The organism is Burkholderia sp. MSMB1589WGS, from assembly GCF_001636105.1.
Classification (GTDB): domain Bacteria; phylum Pseudomonadota; class Gammaproteobacteria; order Burkholderiales; family Burkholderiaceae; genus Burkholderia; species Burkholderia humptydooensis.
On record NZ_LNJT01000006.1, the window covers coordinates 50,045 to 63,998 of the forward strand.

The window sequence follows — 13,954 nt, forward strand, 5'->3', positions numbered from 1 at the left end:
GCGCCCGCGCGAACGACGCGATCCGCACCGTCGGCGAGCTCGTCGCGCAGCCGTCCGTGCGCAAGCGGCGCCGACAGGCCGCGGGCCGCTCAGCGCGTCACGGTGGCCGAGATCTTCGCGATCGCGAACAGGAACCCGCCGAAGCACGCGGCGAGCAGGATCGCCATCACCGGCACCCACGGCAGCTTCACCGACGCGAGATCGGCCTGATGCTCGGCCCCCTTGCTCACGCCGAAGAGACTTCACAACACCATGCGCATCATTCTCGTCAGCCCCATCGCCATTCTCCGCCATCGCGGCCCGCGGAAGGATCGGACCGCATCTCGTGCGCACCACGTTGGCGTCGCGCGACGAGCGATGAAAGCAGCAGTTCCGGGTTGTTCTCGCGCAGCAGACGGGTTCGCGGGTTCGCGGGTTCGCGGCTTCGCGCTCGCCGGGCTCGAGCATGACAAAACGCCTTCGACATCCGCTGTCCATCAGACAATTCAAGTTGTAATATTCTGAAATTCCGGAAGCTCGCATGTTGCGTTCGCTCCGGATATCGAAAATCCAGCGGCCATGAGCCGCGAGGGGGAGCATCGATGATCGATGGTTTCTATCGGATGTCGAACCAGACGGAATCCCGTCAGCTTTATCCCGTTCAGGAATACATCGATCAGCAAAACATGCCGCCGAAGGAGGGACTGCGCGGCATCTGTCCCGTCTGCGGCTCCGAGGCCAGCTTCACGAAATTCACGGAAAACCTGCGCGAGTCGGGGACGTGCTCGCATTGCGGCTCGTCGAGCCGTCAACGGCAGATGGCGCTGATGCTCCGGCGGCGCTTTCATGTCGGGCCGATCGGTCCCATCGAATTCCCGCGCGGATTTTGCGTGTACAACGCGGAATCGAACGGCCCGTTGCACAAGCGGCTGTCGAAATTGCCGGGGTACGTCTGCTCCGAGTATTTCGGGGATCGCTATCGCAGCGGCGAGATCGTCAAGGGCGTCCGGCACGAAGACCTCCAGAAGCTCTCCTTTCGTGACGCGTCGGTGGACGTCGTCCTGTCGAGCGACGTGCTCGAGCATATGCCCGCGCCCTACGACGCGCACCGCGACATCTTCCGCGTGCTGAAGCCAGGCGGCCGCCACATCTTCACCGTTCCCTTCAATCCGTCGAGATACGAAGACGACGTGCGCGCCCGGCTCGTCGACGGCGAGATCGAATATCTGGCCGAAAAGCAGTTCCACGGCGACCCGGTTCGTCCCGGCGAGGGCATTCTGGTCTGGACCATCTTCGGCGTCGACATGCTGCACAAGCTCGAGCAAATCGGCTATGTCGCGCGAGCGTGGAATCTCTACGAACCGGAACACGGCATCGTCGGCAATTGCAATACGATTTTCGAAGCGTACAAGCCGGATGCCGGCAAGGGCTTTCAGGCGCTTCACGGCATCCGCGATCTCTATCGTTCGCTGACGTTGAAGCGCTGAGCCGCCTCCTGGACGCTCGCGATATTTCGCCGAATCAAGCTTGCGGGGCGCATTCATGCTGCCGCGCACCAGGAAAATCTATAATAACGGGCTTGCCATGCCACATCGCGTCGGCCGACGCCGCATGCGGCAGGCCGCACCGATCACCCCGCGCCGGTTCGCCCGCGCCACCGCGCCGATCGGCAGCGCCGAGCCCGCGCATCTGCCAGGGCCGGATTGCGCTGCACGTGGCCGGCCACTTCGAATTACGCCATGCACAACCGATTCCGACCGTTTCTCGTTGCGTCCGCCGTGGCGATCGCGACCGTGCTGTCCGCCTGCTCGTCGGCGCCCAAGCCTCTTTACCAGCAGGAACAGTTCGACGCGACCGCGAGCCCGTACGCGCGCACGTTCCACGAAAAATCGGCTGCGACGTGCGAAGCCGCGCGCCGCGCGCTGCTGAGCCAGGGCTACATGGCGAGTGCGACGCGCGCGGATGCGGTCGAAGGCAGCAAGAACTTCCAGCCGAGCAACGATTCGCACGTCGTCATCGAATTTCACGTCGTCTGCGCGGACGCGGACGTCGACGGCGCGTCGAGCATCGCGTATGTGAACGCCGTGCAGGACCGCTACTCGCTGAAGAAGAGCAACACGTCGGCGAGCGTCGGCCTGAGCGTGTTCGGCTCGCTGTCGCTGCCGATCGGCTCGAGCGACGACGCGATGGTCAAGATCGCGAGCGAAACCATTCCCGCCGGCGTGTTCTACGAGCGCTTCTTCAATCTCGTCGACCATTTCCTGAAGATCGACCCGGCGCGGCGCGACAAGGCGGCCGTCAAGGCGGCCGAGAAGGAACGCGTCGCGCCGCTGCCCGAACCGGCGGAGACTGCCGAAGGCGCGCCGATGAAACTGAAGACGCCTGTCGCGCCGACGCCGCCTGCGGAGCCCGTGCATCCGTCCGCGCCCGAGAGGAACGCCGCGCCAGCGCCCGCTTCGGCTCCGGCCGCTGCGTCGGCGCCCACGGCCGCGTCGACGCCGACACCTACGCCCGCACCGGCACCCGCACCGGCTTCCGCCCCGACGCCGGCTTCCGCGCCCGCCCCGGCGCCAGCGGCGAGCCCGGCGTCGTCGATCGCGCCGGCGGCCGCGCCGCTCGCATCGGCAGATCAACCGGAGCGGGGGGAGAAATCGATCTCGACAACGGCAACGGCGACGATGCCCTCTTCGACGTCCGCTTCGACATCCGCTGCGACATCGACGCCAGCATCGGCACCGGCATCGGCCGCCGCGCTGCCCCCGATGTCGCCCGACGCGACGCAATCCGCCCCGCGCGACATCAACGCGAACTGAGCCCGCCGTCCCGGCGCCCGCACTGCCTCGGGCGCGCCATCGCCATCGCCATCGATCGGCGCAGCGGAGCGCGCGACGGGCGTGGGGCGTGGGGCAAGGTCCGCTGCTCGCCGCAAGACTTCGCCGCGCCCCGCCACCGCCGACTCCGCTTACTTCGTCGTATACCCGCCGTTGATCAGGATCGTCTGGCCGGTGATCCACCAGCCGTCGCTGACGAGGTGGCGAATGAACGGCACGACGTCCTCGATGTCGGTCAGGCCCGTCCTCGAGAATGCCGACAGCGCCGCGGCCGTCTTGTGATACGCGACCGCGTCCGCGCCTTCGGCCGGATAGAAGAACGGCGTATCCATCGGGCCGGGGCCCACGGCCGTCACCGAGATGCCGCGCGCGCCGTACTCCTTCGCCGCCGCGCGCGTGAAGTGCTCGACGCTCGCCTTCGTCCCCGCGTAGGCCGCGTAGAACGGCGTGAATGCGCCGAGCAGCGACGTGACGAGCGTGACGATCTTGCCGTTGTCGTTCACGTGCTTGCCCGCTTCCTTCAGGAAGAAGAACGCCGTCTTCGAATTGACGGCCGCCATTTCGTCGTATTCGGCCTCGGTGATCTCGACGAACGGCTTCTTCAGCACCTTGCCGACGGTGTTGATCGCGATGTCCGGACGGCCGACCGCAGCCACCGCGTCGGCGAACAGCTTCTCGACGGCGCCCGCCGTCGTCAGATCCGCCTGCAACGCGACCGCTTGCGCGCCGGCCGCCTTGACCGCCGCCACGGTCTCGTCCGCGGCGCCCTGGGATGCCGCGCTGTTGTAGTGAATCGCGACCGCCTTCGCGCCTTGCGCGGCGAGATCGCGCGCGATCAGCCCGCCGAGATTCTTTGCGCCGCCCGCGATGATGACGGTTTTGCCCTTGATGCCGTGGTCTGCCATGTTTGCTCTCCGTTTTGACGCGCGGGGCCGTCCGATACGGCCTCGCATGCCTTCGGATGATATAGTCCAAAAAATCCTTATAAAGCCATCACTTCTGACATCACCCGTCAGAAAACTCGACCAATTGTCAGTTAATCCACGTTCCACCCCTCAACGATGACCCCGCTCGCCCCCGCACTCGCGCCCGCACTCGCGCCCGCGCCGCCCGCCGCATCCGGTACGGCGGACATGCCGTCCCTCCCGCGTCGCCACGGAGCCGCCGATGGACCGCATTGACCTCTTCCGCGTGTTCGCGCGCGTCGTCGAATGCGCGAACTTCACGCGCGCGGCCGATACGCTCGGGATGCCGCGCTCGTCGGTATCAGCGGCGATCCAGGAACTGGAAGGCCGCGTCGGCGCGCGGCTCTTGCACCGCACCACCCGCAAGGTGACGCCGACCCAGGACGGCGCCGCGCTCTACGAGCGCTGCCTGCGCCTGATCGCGGACGTCGAGGAAACCGAAAACCTGTTCCGCCATTCGATCGTCGGGCCGAGCGGCACGCTGCGCGTCGACATGCCGGGCCGCATCGGACGCCTGATCGTCGCGCCCGCGCTGCCCGGGTTTCTCGACCGATATCCGCAGATCAGCGTCGACCTCGGCGTCACCGATCGCGCGGTGAACCTGATCGAGGAACGCGTCGACTGCGTGCTGCGCGTCGGCACGCTGAGCGATTCGGGCCTCGTCGCGCGCGCGATCGGCGACCTGCCGCTCATCAACGTCGCGAGCCCCGCCTATCTCGCGCGCCACGGCGTGCCGCACACGCCCGCCGATCTCGAGCGCCATCAGCCCGTCAACTACGCGTCGCCGTCGAACGGGCGCATCGCGCCGTGGGAATGGACCGAAGGCGATGCGGTGAGGCGCGTCGCGCTGCGCGGGCGCGTGACCGTCAACAGCGCGGAGGCGTACATCGCGTGCTGCCTGTCGGGGCTCGGCCTCATCCAGATTCCCGCGTACGACGTCGCCGCGCACCTGCGCGCGGGCGAGCTCGTCGAAGTGCTGCCGAACCATCGCGCGGCGCCGATGCCGATGACGCTGCTGTATCCGCACCGGCAGCATCTGTCGCGACGCTTCCAGGTATTCGCCGAATGGCTGGAGGCGCTGCTACGGACGAAGGTGCTGTAGGCGTCGAAACGCGCCTCCGCATCGAGCGCCGCCTCGCACCTCGCGCCGCACGGCGCACCGCCCGACAGGCGCGGCGGCCGGACAACAAATATTACCCGGATATTATTGACATCCAATTTATGCCCGGATATAAATATCGCATTGTTCCGATCAATGAGACCGATGCGATGACGAACCCTCCTCTTCCCTCCCATACCGCGTTCGACGGCTACCGGCGCCTCGCGACTGGCCCGTTGCCGGCGGTCGCGCTCGCGATCAAGCGGGCTGTCGCCAGCGACGCGATCGGCGGCGCGATCCTGATCTTCGACAACGCGACCGGCCGCTCGATCGACATCGACACGCGCGGCTCGGACGACGAAGTCGCCGCCCGCTACGCGCAAGCCGCGACGCTCGGCGAGCCGGCTGATGCGAACCACGAAACCGCATCCGACGCCGCCAGCACCGCCGGCGTCGACCCGCTCGCGAACGGACCGCGCGGCCGCGGCCGCCCGAAGCTCGGCGTCGTCGCGCGCGAAGTCACGCTGCTGCCGCGCCACTGGGAATGGCTCGCGACGCAGCGGGGCGGCGCATCGGTCGCGCTGCGCCGCCTCGTCGACGAAGCACGCCGCTCGCACGCGCACAAGGACCGAAGCCGCCGCGCGCAGGAGCGCGCGTACCACTTCATGTCGGCGATCGCGGGCGACATGCCCGGCTTCGAGGAAGCGTCGCGCGCGCTCTTCGCGAACGACGGCGCGCGGCTGCGCGAGCTGATCGCCGGATGGCCCGCCGACGTGCGCGATCACGCGCTCGCGCTCGCGTCGCCGGGCGATGACGCGCCATCGCCCGGCGCGCGCTGACCCACCCTGACACACCAGACGACGATGACCATCGATTTGAATGCGGGCGCCTTGGCGCCCGTGACCGACGAGGTCGACGCCGTCGACCTGCGCATGACCGGCGCGATTCCGCGCGACCTGAACGGCGTGCTCGTGCGCAACGGGCCCAATCCGCTGCGCGGCCGCTTCGACGGCGGCGGCGTGCTGTCGTGGTGGCCGGAAGACGCGATGCTGCATGCGATAACGTTCGGCGACGGCCGCGCGACGCGCTACCGCAACCGCTGGGCGCGCACGCAGCGCTGGGCGCGCGTGTACGATCCGGCGCGCGCCGTTGCTCGTCGACACGAATCCGAACGTCAGCGTGCTCGCCCACGCGGGCGAGATCCTCGCGCTCGCCGAAGGCGGCGCGCCGCTCGCGATCACGGCCGGGCTCGACAGCATCGGCGCGGCGCCATCCGGGCCTCGCGCGCGGGATGGCCGCGCATCCGAAAGTCGATCCGCAAACGGGCGAGCTGATCGCCTTTCGCGCCGACTGGAACCAGCCGTGGCTGCGCTACGGCGTCGCGAACGCGGCCGGCGTGCAGACCGTCGACACGGAGATCGCGTTGCCCGCGCCGTCGATGATGCACGACATCGCGATCACCGCGACGCACAGCATCGTGTTCGACCTGAACGTCGCGTATGACTTCTCGATGCTGTCGCGCGGCCACCGGATGCCGCTGCGCTGGCACGACGAGCGTCGCGCGCGCATCGGCGTCGTGCCGCGCCGCGGCGGCGACATGCGCTGGTTCGACATCGCGCCGTGCTTCATCCAGCACGTCGTCAACGCGTACGACATCGATTGCCCGGCGATCGTGCTCGACGTCGTCCGCTATCCGTGGTTCCTGCGCGTCGCGCGCGACGGCCGCGGGTTCGACGCCAATCCGGTTGGCGTGCTGTGGCGCTATACGATCGATCTCGTCGCGGGGACCGTCGCCGAGCAACCGCTCGACGACGCCGGCATCGAGCTGCCCCGGATCAACGAGAGCCGCACCGGCCGCCGCCACCGGTTCCTGTATGCGGCAGAACAGCCGACCCACGTCGAATTGCGCGGCGTCGTCCGCTATGACGTCGACGGCGGCTCGACGCAGCGCTACCGGGTGCCGCCCGGCGACCAGAACAGCGAGCCGGTGTTCGTCCCGCGCCCGGGCGCGATCGATGAGGACGACGGGTGGCTCCTCGCCTGCGTGTATCGCCATGCAACGGATACGAGCGACGTCGTGATCCTCGACGGCCGGTCGATCGACGACGGGCCAATCGCGACCGTGCACCTGCCGCGACGCATCCCGGCGGGTTTTCACGGCGCTTGGCTGCCGGGCAACGGCTGAGCGGGATCGATGCGGCGAACCCGCGCCGTTCGCCGCCTGCAATCTTCGCTTCACATTCATTCCAACAATTACTAGAATGTTGGCATGAGAGACGCCAAAGACCATCTGTACCTCCAGGTTTCGCGCATCGGCAAGGCGATGTCGAGCCCGAAGCGGCTCGAACTGATCGAGCTGCTGTGCCAGGGCGAAAAAACCGTCGAGATGCTCGCGTCGCAGGCCGACATCAGCGTGAAGCTCGCCAGCGCCCATCTGAAGGAGCTGCGTCAGGCGCGCATGGTGGACAGCCGCAAGGAAGGCAAATATGTGCTCTACCGCCTCGCCGGCGACAGCGTCGCGAACCTGTGGGTCGCGTTGCGCGCCGAGGCGGAAGAACGTCTCGTCGAGCTGCAAATGGCGCTCGGCGCGATCGTCGAGCATCGCGACGCACTGCACGGAATGAACCGGCGCGACATCCTGAAAAAGGCGGCGGCGGGCGAGATCGTCGTTCTCGACGTGCGCCCTTCGAGCGAGTACAGCGTGCGCCGCCTGCCTCACGCGCGCTCGCTTCCGCTCGCGGAGCTCAGGAAGCGGCTCGGCGAATTGCCGAAGGACGTGCCCGTCGTCGCGTACTGCCGGGGGCCGTTCTGCCTGATGGCCAAGGACGCGGTCGAACTGCTGCGCCGGCGCGGATACCAGGCGTTCCACTTGACCGACGGCGTCGCGGAATGGCGCGCCCGAGGCCTTCCCCTCGAAGAATGACGAGGATGCGATGAAGACCCTGCTGATTCTCAACGATGCCCCTTACGGCACCGAGCGCGCTTACAACGGCGTCCGGCTGGCGGGCGCGCTGTCGAGAGGCGGCCACGAAGTCAGGATCTTCCTCGTCGGAGACGCCGTCGCCGCCGCGCACAAAGGGCAAAAGGTGCCGGCGGGTTTCTACAACCTCGAAGTGATGCTGGGAGCCGTCATTCGAAGCGGCGGAGCCGTCGGCGTTTGCGGGACGTGCATGAATGCAAGGGGCCTGGCGGTCGACGACCTCGTCGCCGGAGCGCACCGAAGCTCGATGGACGAACTGGCCGAATGGTCCGTGTGGGCCGACAAGGCACTGGTGTTCTGAGCCTCGCGCAACGACGAAAACCGTCATCACCGAGCCCGGATCGCTCGGCCATCGTGATAACAGACATGGACAGCAAACAGCATTGGGAAGCGGTGTATCGCACGAAGGCGGCCGACGCGCTCAGTTGGTATCGCCCGCACCTGGACACCTCGCTCCGCTTGATCGACCGATTCGCCCCCGGCCTCGGCGCGAACATCATCGACGTGGGCGGCGGCGAGTCGACCCTGGTCGACGATGTGCTCGCGCGCGGCTACGAGCACGTGACGGTGGCCGACGTGTCGAGCGTCGCGCTCGACGTCGCGCGACGCCGGCTCGGCGACGCCGCGTCGCGCGTCCAGTGGATGGACGCCGACATCACGCAGGCGGATCTGCCAGCGAACGAATACGACGTATGGCACGACCGCGCCGTGTTCCACTTCCTCACCGAGCGCGCGGCGCGACGCGCATACGTCGAGCGGCTGTCGGCGTCGCTGAAATCCGGCGGCTGCGTCGTCATCGCCACGTTCGGGCCGGCGGGTCCCGCGCGCTGCAGCGGCCTCGACGTCGTCCGATACGGCCCGGACGAACTGTCGCGGGAATTGGGCGCCGGCTTCGCGTTGGTCGAAGCCTCGTACGAGACGCACCGCACGCCGGCCGACGCCGCCCAGCAGTTTCTCTATTGCGTGTTTCGCAAGGCCTGAAGACGGCCACGCCGCCGGCATCGTCACTCGACCGTCACCGACTTCGCGAGATTGCGGGGCTTGTCGATGTCGGTCCCCCGCGCGAGCGCCGCATGAAACGCCAGCAGTTGCATCGGGATCGCATGCAGGATCGGCGACAGCGGACCGTAGTACTCGGTGAGGCGAATCACGTCGATGCCCGGCGCGCTCGCGAGCCCGCAGTCGACGTCGGCGAACACGAAGAGCCTGCCGTTGCGCGCGCTCACCTCGTGCATGTTCGAGCGCAGCTTCTCGAGCAGCCGGTCGTTCGGCGCAACCGCGATGACGGGCATCTCGTCGCTCACGAGCGCGAGCGGGCCGTGCTTCAACTCTCCCGCCGCGTACGCCTCCGCGTGGATGTACGAAATCTCCTTCATCTTCAGCGCGCCTTCGAGCGCGATCGGATAGTGCATCCCGCGGCCGAGGAACAGCATGTTCTCGCGCCGCGCGAGCCGCTCGGACCACGCGATGATCTGCGGCTCGAGCGCGAGCACCTTGCTCATCGCATCGGGCAGATGGCGCAGCGCATGCAGGTGCCGCTTCTCGTCCTCGTCGGGCAACCGTGCGCGCACCTGCGCGAGCGCGAGCGTCAGCAGGAACAGCGCGACCAACTGCGTCGTGAACGCCTTCGTCGACGCGACGCCGACCTCGATGCCCGCCCGCGTGATGAAGCTCGACGCGCATTCGCGCACGAGCGCGCTCGTCGGCACGTTGCAGATCGCGAGCGTGTTCAGCATGTCGAGCCGCTTCGCCGCGTGCACCGCGCCGAGCACGTCGGCCGTCTCGCCGCTTTGCGACACCGCGACGACGAGCGTCTGCGGATTCGGCACGCAGTCGCGATAGCGGAACTCGCTCGCGATCTCGACGTTCGCCGGCAAGCCGGCGATGCTCTCGATCCAGTATTTCGCGGTGAGCGCCGCGTGGTAGCTGCCGCCGCACGCGAGCAGCAGCACCGAATCCGCCGCGTTCAGCGCGCGCCACGCGCGGTCGCCGAACAGCTCGGGCATGATCGACGTGACGTCGAGCAGCGTGTCGGCAACCGCGCGCGGCTGCTCGAAAATCTCCTTTTGCATGTAGCAGCGATAGCCGCCGAGATCCGCCGCCCCGCCGTGCGCGGCGATCGTGTGCACCGCCCGCTCGACGCGCTGCCCGCTCGCGTCGACGATCCAGTGGCGATGCAACTGGATGTCGGCGACGTCGCCGTTCTCGAGATACGCGATCCGGTCGGTGACGTTCGACAGCGCGATCGCGTCGGACGCGAGAAAGTGCTCGCCGTCGCCGATGCCGACGACAAGCGGCATCCCGTCGCGCGCGCCGACGATCCGGTGCGGCTCGTCGCGGCACATCACCGCGATCGCATAGCTGCCGCGCAGCCGCGCAACCGCGCGCCGCACAGCGTCGAACAGGTCGCCGTCGTACAGATGATCGACGAGATGCGCGATCGCCTCGCTGTCGGTCTGGCTCGCGAACGCGTAGCCGTGTTGCTCGAGATCCGCGCGCAGCGCTTCGTAGTTCTCGATGATGCCGTTGTGCGACAGCGCGATCCGCGCGCGGGTTTCGTCCGGCGCAGCGACGCCCGGCGAAGCGACGCCCGGCGCAGCGACGCCCGGCGAAAAATGCGGATGCGCGTTGGCGGTCACGGGCGCGCCGTGCGTCGCCCAGCGCGTGTGCGCGATGCCCGCATAGCCCGACAGCGCGCGGGCCGAGATCTCGCGCTGCAGCGTCGCGACGCGATCGACGCTGCGCGCCCGGACGAGCCGCCGGTCCTGATAGACGACCACGCCGCACGAATCGTAGCCGCGATATTCGAGCCGCTTCAAACCGTCCACCAGGTTGGGCACGACGTCGCGCCGCGCCACCGCGCCGACAATTCCACACATATCGCTCTCCGTAAAACGATCCGCTCGGGGATCGATGAACGCGATGGTAGAATCGCCTGAATGGAATTTAATTTCAAAAATTTTAGTGTTTTGAAATTTATATGGCATTAACCATTGATATGAAATTAAATTTCAGACCGACATCGCAGGAGAACCGCTTGGCCGCCGCCCATCTCGACGAACTGGACCTTCGCATCCTCGCCGCGCTGCAGGCCGACGCCTCGATCTCGAACGTGGAGCTCGCCGAACGCGCGTTGTCGTCGCCGCCCACCTGCATGCGGCGCGTGCGCAAGCTGACGGAGGCCGGGATCATCGAGCGCCGGATCGCCGTCCTCGATCGCGGCAAGATCGGCGCGACCGTCACCGCGATCATCGAGGTCGGCCTCGATCGGCAGACGGCCGAGGACTACGACGCGTTCGAGACGTACGTCTGCGCGCAGCCCGAAGTGACGCAGTGCTATCGCGTGTCGCCCGGACCCGACTTCGTCGTCGTCGCGGACCTCGCCGACATGCCCGCGTACGACGAATTCGCGCGCCGGCTGTTCACGCACGCGTCGAACGTCCGCAACGTGAGAACGTTCTTCTCGACGCATCGCGCGAAATTCGAGGCGAACGCGCCGGTGAGCGTCACGCTCGGCAAGCGGGCGGGCGGCTGACGGCGTCGATCGGACGGGGTCGCTCGCGCCGGCGGGCCGTCGCTCATCGACGATGCGGTTCTGCCGCGCGTCATCCCCGCCTTCGCCTTCAATCACGATCGCATCACAAACGGCCAGCCCCACGCGCCGAACGCATCGACGTCACGCTAACGGCGCCGCCCCGCCCGCGCGCGCGACGCCTCGCCGCCCGCCGCGGCAATCACCTCGGCAAGCCGCCGCGCCGCCGCATCCATCTGCTCGCGGCTGAATCCGCCGAAGCCGAGGACGAGGCCGGGGCGCGCCGTGCCCGGCGCGAACATCGGCGACACCGCGCGAACCGCGACGCCCGCCTGCGCGGCCATCGCCACGACGCGCAGGTCGTCGACGCCCGCCGCGAGCCAGAGCACCGCATGCATGCCCTGATCGCCCGGCTGCAGCCACGCGAGATCGTCGGGCAGCAGCCTGCCGACCGTATCGATCAGTTGCGCGCGATGCTCCGCATACACGCCTCGCACGCGGCGGATGTGGCGATCGAAATGCCCGTCGGCGATGAAGGCCGCGAGCACGTGCTGGTCCGCGGTCGGCGCGTGGCGATCCATCAGCACGCGCGCGCCGCGAAACGCGTCGACCAGTTCGTCCGGCGCGACCAGATAACCGAGCCGCAACGACGGAAACAGGATCTTGCTGAACGTGCCGAGATAGACGACGCGGTCCGGATCGAGCCCCTGGAGCGACGGAAACGGATAGCCCCCGAAGCGCAGTTCGCTGTCGTAATCGTCCTCGATCACCCATGCGCCGTCCGTGCGCGCCCACGCGAGCAGCGCGCTGCGCCGCGCCATGCTCATCGGCATGCCGAGCGGATACTGATGCGACGGCGTGACGAACGCGGCGCGCGCATCGCGCGCGAGCCGGATGCCCGCGTCGACGTCGATGCCCTCCGCGTCGACCGGCACGCGCACCATCGCATCGCGCCGCCCCGCGCATTCGAGAATCGCGGTAATGCCGCGATACGCGGGATTTTCGACCCACGCGCGATCGTGCGCGCCCAGCAGCACCTGGCACGCGAGAAAGAGCCCCTGCTGCGTGCCGCTCGTGACGATGATCTGATCGGGCTCGCAATGCACGGAGCGCGACTTGCGCACATAGTCGGCGATCGCTTCGCGCAGCGGCAGCACGCCCTGCGGCTCCGCATAGCCCATCGGCGCGGCGGCTCCCTTCGCCCGCAGGCGGTTGCCGAGGCGGCGCCACACGTCGTCGGGCGCCGTCGCGCCGACCGGCACCGAAATCGCGAACGGCACCGGCGGCAAGGGCTCGAACTCCCGCGCGACGCGCGCATACGCGGCAGCCGGCTGCGGCAGGGCCGAACGCGCCGCCGACGTCTCGCGGCGGCGCGCGGCGCGCGGCGCTTCGCGAGCGATTCGCGAATGCGACGGCTCGGCGAGCGCATGCGCGACGCGGGTCCCGACGCCGCCTTGCGACTCCAGAAACCCTTCCGCGATCAACTGCTCGTAGGCGTCGACCACCGTGCCGCGCGCGATCCGCAGCGACGCGGCGAGAAACCGCGTGGACGGCAGCGCGTCGCCCGGCTCGACCTCGCCGTCGCGAACGGCGTCCCGCAGCGCTTGCGCCAACTGCCGGCTCAGGTTGCCGGCCGCTCGGTCGAGCGTGCCGAGCGACGGAATCTCGATGATGCGGGCGCGTCTCGCCATAATTCCGGTTCACCAGAAACTGTTCAAACTGGCTCTACAGAATAAACCAGTTCGAGACGACAATGGCCGCATCGTTCAACCCCGACTTCAACCCCCGACTTCAACCCCGATACGCTGCGCGAACGCAGCCCGACCGTGGAGCCGCCATGTACGTCCCCGCCCATTTCGACGAACGCCGCACCGACGTCCTGCACGCGCTGATCGCGCGACACCCGCTCGGCATCCTGATCACGCACGGCGCCGGCGGACTCGACGCGAATCACATTCCGTTCGAGCTCGCGCCGGGCGACGGACCGCTCGGCGCGCTGCGCGCGCACGTCGCGCGCGCGAACCCCGTCTGGCAGCACGTGTCGAGCGGCGACGAGGTTCTCGTCGTGTTCCGCGCGGGCGACGCCTACATCTCGCCGAACTGGTATCCGAGCAAGCACGAATTCCACCGGCAGGTGCCGACGTGGAACTACGTTGTCGTCCATGCGCACGGACGGATCGCCGTTCGCGACGACGAGCCGTTCGTGCGCGGCGTGGTCGCGCGCCTCACGCGCACCCATGAGGCGACGCAGCCCGTGCCGTGGCAAATCGGCGACGCGCCGAAGGACTACATCGACACGATGCTGCAGTCGATTGTCGGCCTGCAGATCGACATCACGCGGCTCGTCGGCAAATGGAAGATCGGGCAGAACAAGGAGGCGCGCGACATCCGCGGCGCGGGCGAAGCGCTGAAGGCGTGCGGCAACGATACGATCGGCGACCTGATGCTCGCGAAGGCCGACGAGAAACCGGAATAGGCGCGACGACGGCGGCGACACCGGATTCGTTTCGTTCGGAATCCGGAACTCTGGCGTCGCGCGCGATGCCGGGATCGTCGTTTCCGGCAGAC

13 protein-coding genes and 1 pseudogene are annotated in these 13,954 nt (G+C 68.1%); 10 read left to right on the plus strand and 4 right to left on the minus strand.

Annotated features, from left to right (window positions below; translation table 11 throughout):
* Positions 1 to 89 precede the first annotated feature (89 nt).
* On the minus strand, positions 90 to 230 hold the full coding sequence (locus tag WT16_RS02595) for a DUF2970 domain-containing protein (RefSeq protein WP_231755882.1): 141 nt from the start codon (positions 228 to 230) through the stop codon (positions 90 to 92).
* A gap of 351 nt (positions 231 to 581) precedes the next feature.
* On the opposite strand from WT16_RS02595, the gene WT16_RS02600 reads away from it, so the two are divergent.
* Positions 582 to 1,466, plus strand: coding sequence for a class I SAM-dependent methyltransferase (locus tag WT16_RS02600; protein ID WP_063532644.1), 885 nt, complete (start codon positions 582 to 584; stop codon positions 1,464 to 1,466).
* 252 nt (positions 1,467 to 1,718) lie between these two features.
* Positions 1,719 to 2,792 carry a DUF2242 domain-containing protein gene (locus WT16_RS02605; RefSeq protein WP_063532645.1) on the plus strand — a complete coding sequence of 358 codons (1,074 nt, stop codon included), beginning with the start codon at positions 1,719 to 1,721 and terminating at the stop codon, positions 2,790 to 2,792.
* Between the two features lie 149 nt (positions 2,793 to 2,941).
* On the opposite strand, the gene WT16_RS02610 is transcribed toward WT16_RS02605, so the two are convergent.
* Complete coding sequence (locus tag WT16_RS02610; protein ID WP_063532646.1) at positions 2,942 to 3,715, minus strand: SDR family oxidoreductase; 774 nt, start codon at positions 3,713 to 3,715, stop codon at positions 2,942 to 2,944.
* A gap of 262 nt (positions 3,716 to 3,977) precedes the next feature.
* Here WT16_RS02610 and WT16_RS02615 point away from each other — a divergent pair, with 262 nt between their 5' ends.
* From WT16_RS02615 to WT16_RS02640, 6 genes and pseudogenes are all read left to right on the plus strand, one after another.
* Complete coding sequence (locus tag WT16_RS02615; protein WP_006026306.1) at positions 3,978 to 4,877, plus strand: LysR family transcriptional regulator; 900 nt, start codon at positions 3,978 to 3,980, stop codon at positions 4,875 to 4,877.
* 167 nt (positions 4,878 to 5,044) lie between these two features.
* A complete protein-coding gene (locus tag WT16_RS02620; RefSeq protein WP_063532647.1) occupies positions 5,045 to 5,713 on the plus strand; it encodes a DUF2239 family protein in 669 nt (222 codons plus the stop codon).
* A gap of 24 nt (positions 5,714 to 5,737) precedes the next feature.
* Positions 5,738 to 7,059, plus strand: a pseudogene (locus WT16_RS02625) (carotenoid oxygenase family protein).
* A gap of 84 nt (positions 7,060 to 7,143) precedes the next feature.
* A complete protein-coding gene (locus WT16_RS02630) occupies positions 7,144 to 7,797 on the plus strand; it encodes a metalloregulator ArsR/SmtB family transcription factor (protein WP_015601697.1) in 654 nt (217 codons plus the stop codon).
* A gap of 10 nt (positions 7,798 to 7,807) precedes the next feature.
* Positions 7,808 to 8,155 carry a DsrE family protein gene (locus WT16_RS02635; protein ID WP_006026301.1) on the plus strand — a complete coding sequence of 116 codons (348 nt, stop codon included), beginning with the start codon at positions 7,808 to 7,810 and terminating at the stop codon, positions 8,153 to 8,155.
* A gap of 65 nt (positions 8,156 to 8,220) precedes the next feature.
* Positions 8,221 to 8,835, plus strand: a complete 615-nt coding sequence (locus WT16_RS02640) for a class I SAM-dependent methyltransferase (protein WP_063532648.1) — start codon at positions 8,221 to 8,223, stop codon at positions 8,833 to 8,835.
* Between the two features lie 23 nt (positions 8,836 to 8,858).
* Here WT16_RS02640 and glmS read toward each other — a convergent pair whose 3' ends face one another.
* Complete coding sequence (gene glmS, locus WT16_RS02645; protein WP_063532649.1) at positions 8,859 to 10,733, minus strand: glutamine--fructose-6-phosphate transaminase (isomerizing); 1,875 nt, start codon at positions 10,731 to 10,733, stop codon at positions 8,859 to 8,861.
* A gap of 119 nt (positions 10,734 to 10,852) precedes the next feature.
* Here glmS and WT16_RS02650 point away from each other — a divergent pair, with 119 nt between their 5' ends.
* Positions 10,853 to 11,389, plus strand: a complete 537-nt coding sequence (locus WT16_RS02650; RefSeq protein ID WP_063532650.1) for an Lrp/AsnC family transcriptional regulator — start codon at positions 10,853 to 10,855, stop codon at positions 11,387 to 11,389.
* Between the two features lie 146 nt (positions 11,390 to 11,535).
* On the opposite strand, the gene WT16_RS02655 is transcribed toward WT16_RS02650, so the two are convergent.
* Complete coding sequence (locus tag WT16_RS02655) at positions 11,536 to 13,077, minus strand: PLP-dependent aminotransferase family protein (protein ID WP_063532651.1); 1,542 nt, start codon at positions 13,075 to 13,077, stop codon at positions 11,536 to 11,538.
* A 146-nt stretch (positions 13,078 to 13,223) separates the two neighbouring features.
* Here WT16_RS02655 and WT16_RS02660 point away from each other — a divergent pair, with 146 nt between their 5' ends.
* Positions 13,224 to 13,862 carry an FMN-binding negative transcriptional regulator gene (locus WT16_RS02660; RefSeq protein WP_015601748.1) on the plus strand — a complete coding sequence of 213 codons (639 nt, stop codon included), beginning with the start codon at positions 13,224 to 13,226 and terminating at the stop codon, positions 13,860 to 13,862.
* Positions 13,863 to 13,954: the final 92 nt, after the last annotated feature.

Bases quoted from the DNA above. Each gene is read 5' to 3' on its own strand.
- WT16_RS02640 (WP_063532648.1), top strand. From the start codon at position 8,221: ATGGACAGCAAACAGCATTGGGAAGCGGTGTATCGCACGAAGGCGGCC.
- WT16_RS02635 (WP_006026301.1), top strand. From the start codon at position 7,808: ATGAAGACCCTGCTGATTCTCAACGATGCCCCTTACGGCACCGAGCGC.
- WT16_RS02605 (WP_063532645.1), top strand. From the start codon at position 1,719: ATGCACAACCGATTCCGACCGTTTCTCGTTGCGTCCGCCGTGGCGATC.
- WT16_RS02620 (WP_063532647.1), top strand. From the start codon at position 5,045: ATGACGAACCCTCCTCTTCCCTCCCATACCGCGTTCGACGGCTACCGG.
- WT16_RS02630 (WP_015601697.1), top strand. From the start codon at position 7,144: ATGAGAGACGCCAAAGACCATCTGTACCTCCAGGTTTCGCGCATCGGC.
- WT16_RS02660 (WP_015601748.1), top strand. From the start codon at position 13,224: ATGTACGTCCCCGCCCATTTCGACGAACGCCGCACCGACGTCCTGCAC.
- WT16_RS02655 (WP_063532651.1), bottom strand. From the start codon at position 13,077: ATGGCGAGACGCGCCCGCATCATCGAGATTCCGTCGCTCGGCACGCTC.
- WT16_RS02650 (WP_063532650.1), top strand. From the start codon at position 10,853: ATGAAATTAAATTTCAGACCGACATCGCAGGAGAACCGCTTGGCCGCC.
- WT16_RS02610 (WP_063532646.1), bottom strand. From the start codon at position 3,715: ATGGCAGACCACGGCATCAAGGGCAAAACCGTCATCATCGCGGGCGGC.
- WT16_RS02615 (WP_006026306.1), top strand. From the start codon at position 3,978: ATGGACCGCATTGACCTCTTCCGCGTGTTCGCGCGCGTCGTCGAATGC.
- WT16_RS02600 (WP_063532644.1), top strand. From the start codon at position 582: ATGATCGATGGTTTCTATCGGATGTCGAACCAGACGGAATCCCGTCAG.
- glmS (WP_063532649.1), bottom strand. From the start codon at position 10,733: ATGTGTGGAATTGTCGGCGCGGTGGCGCGGCGCGACGTCGTGCCCAAC.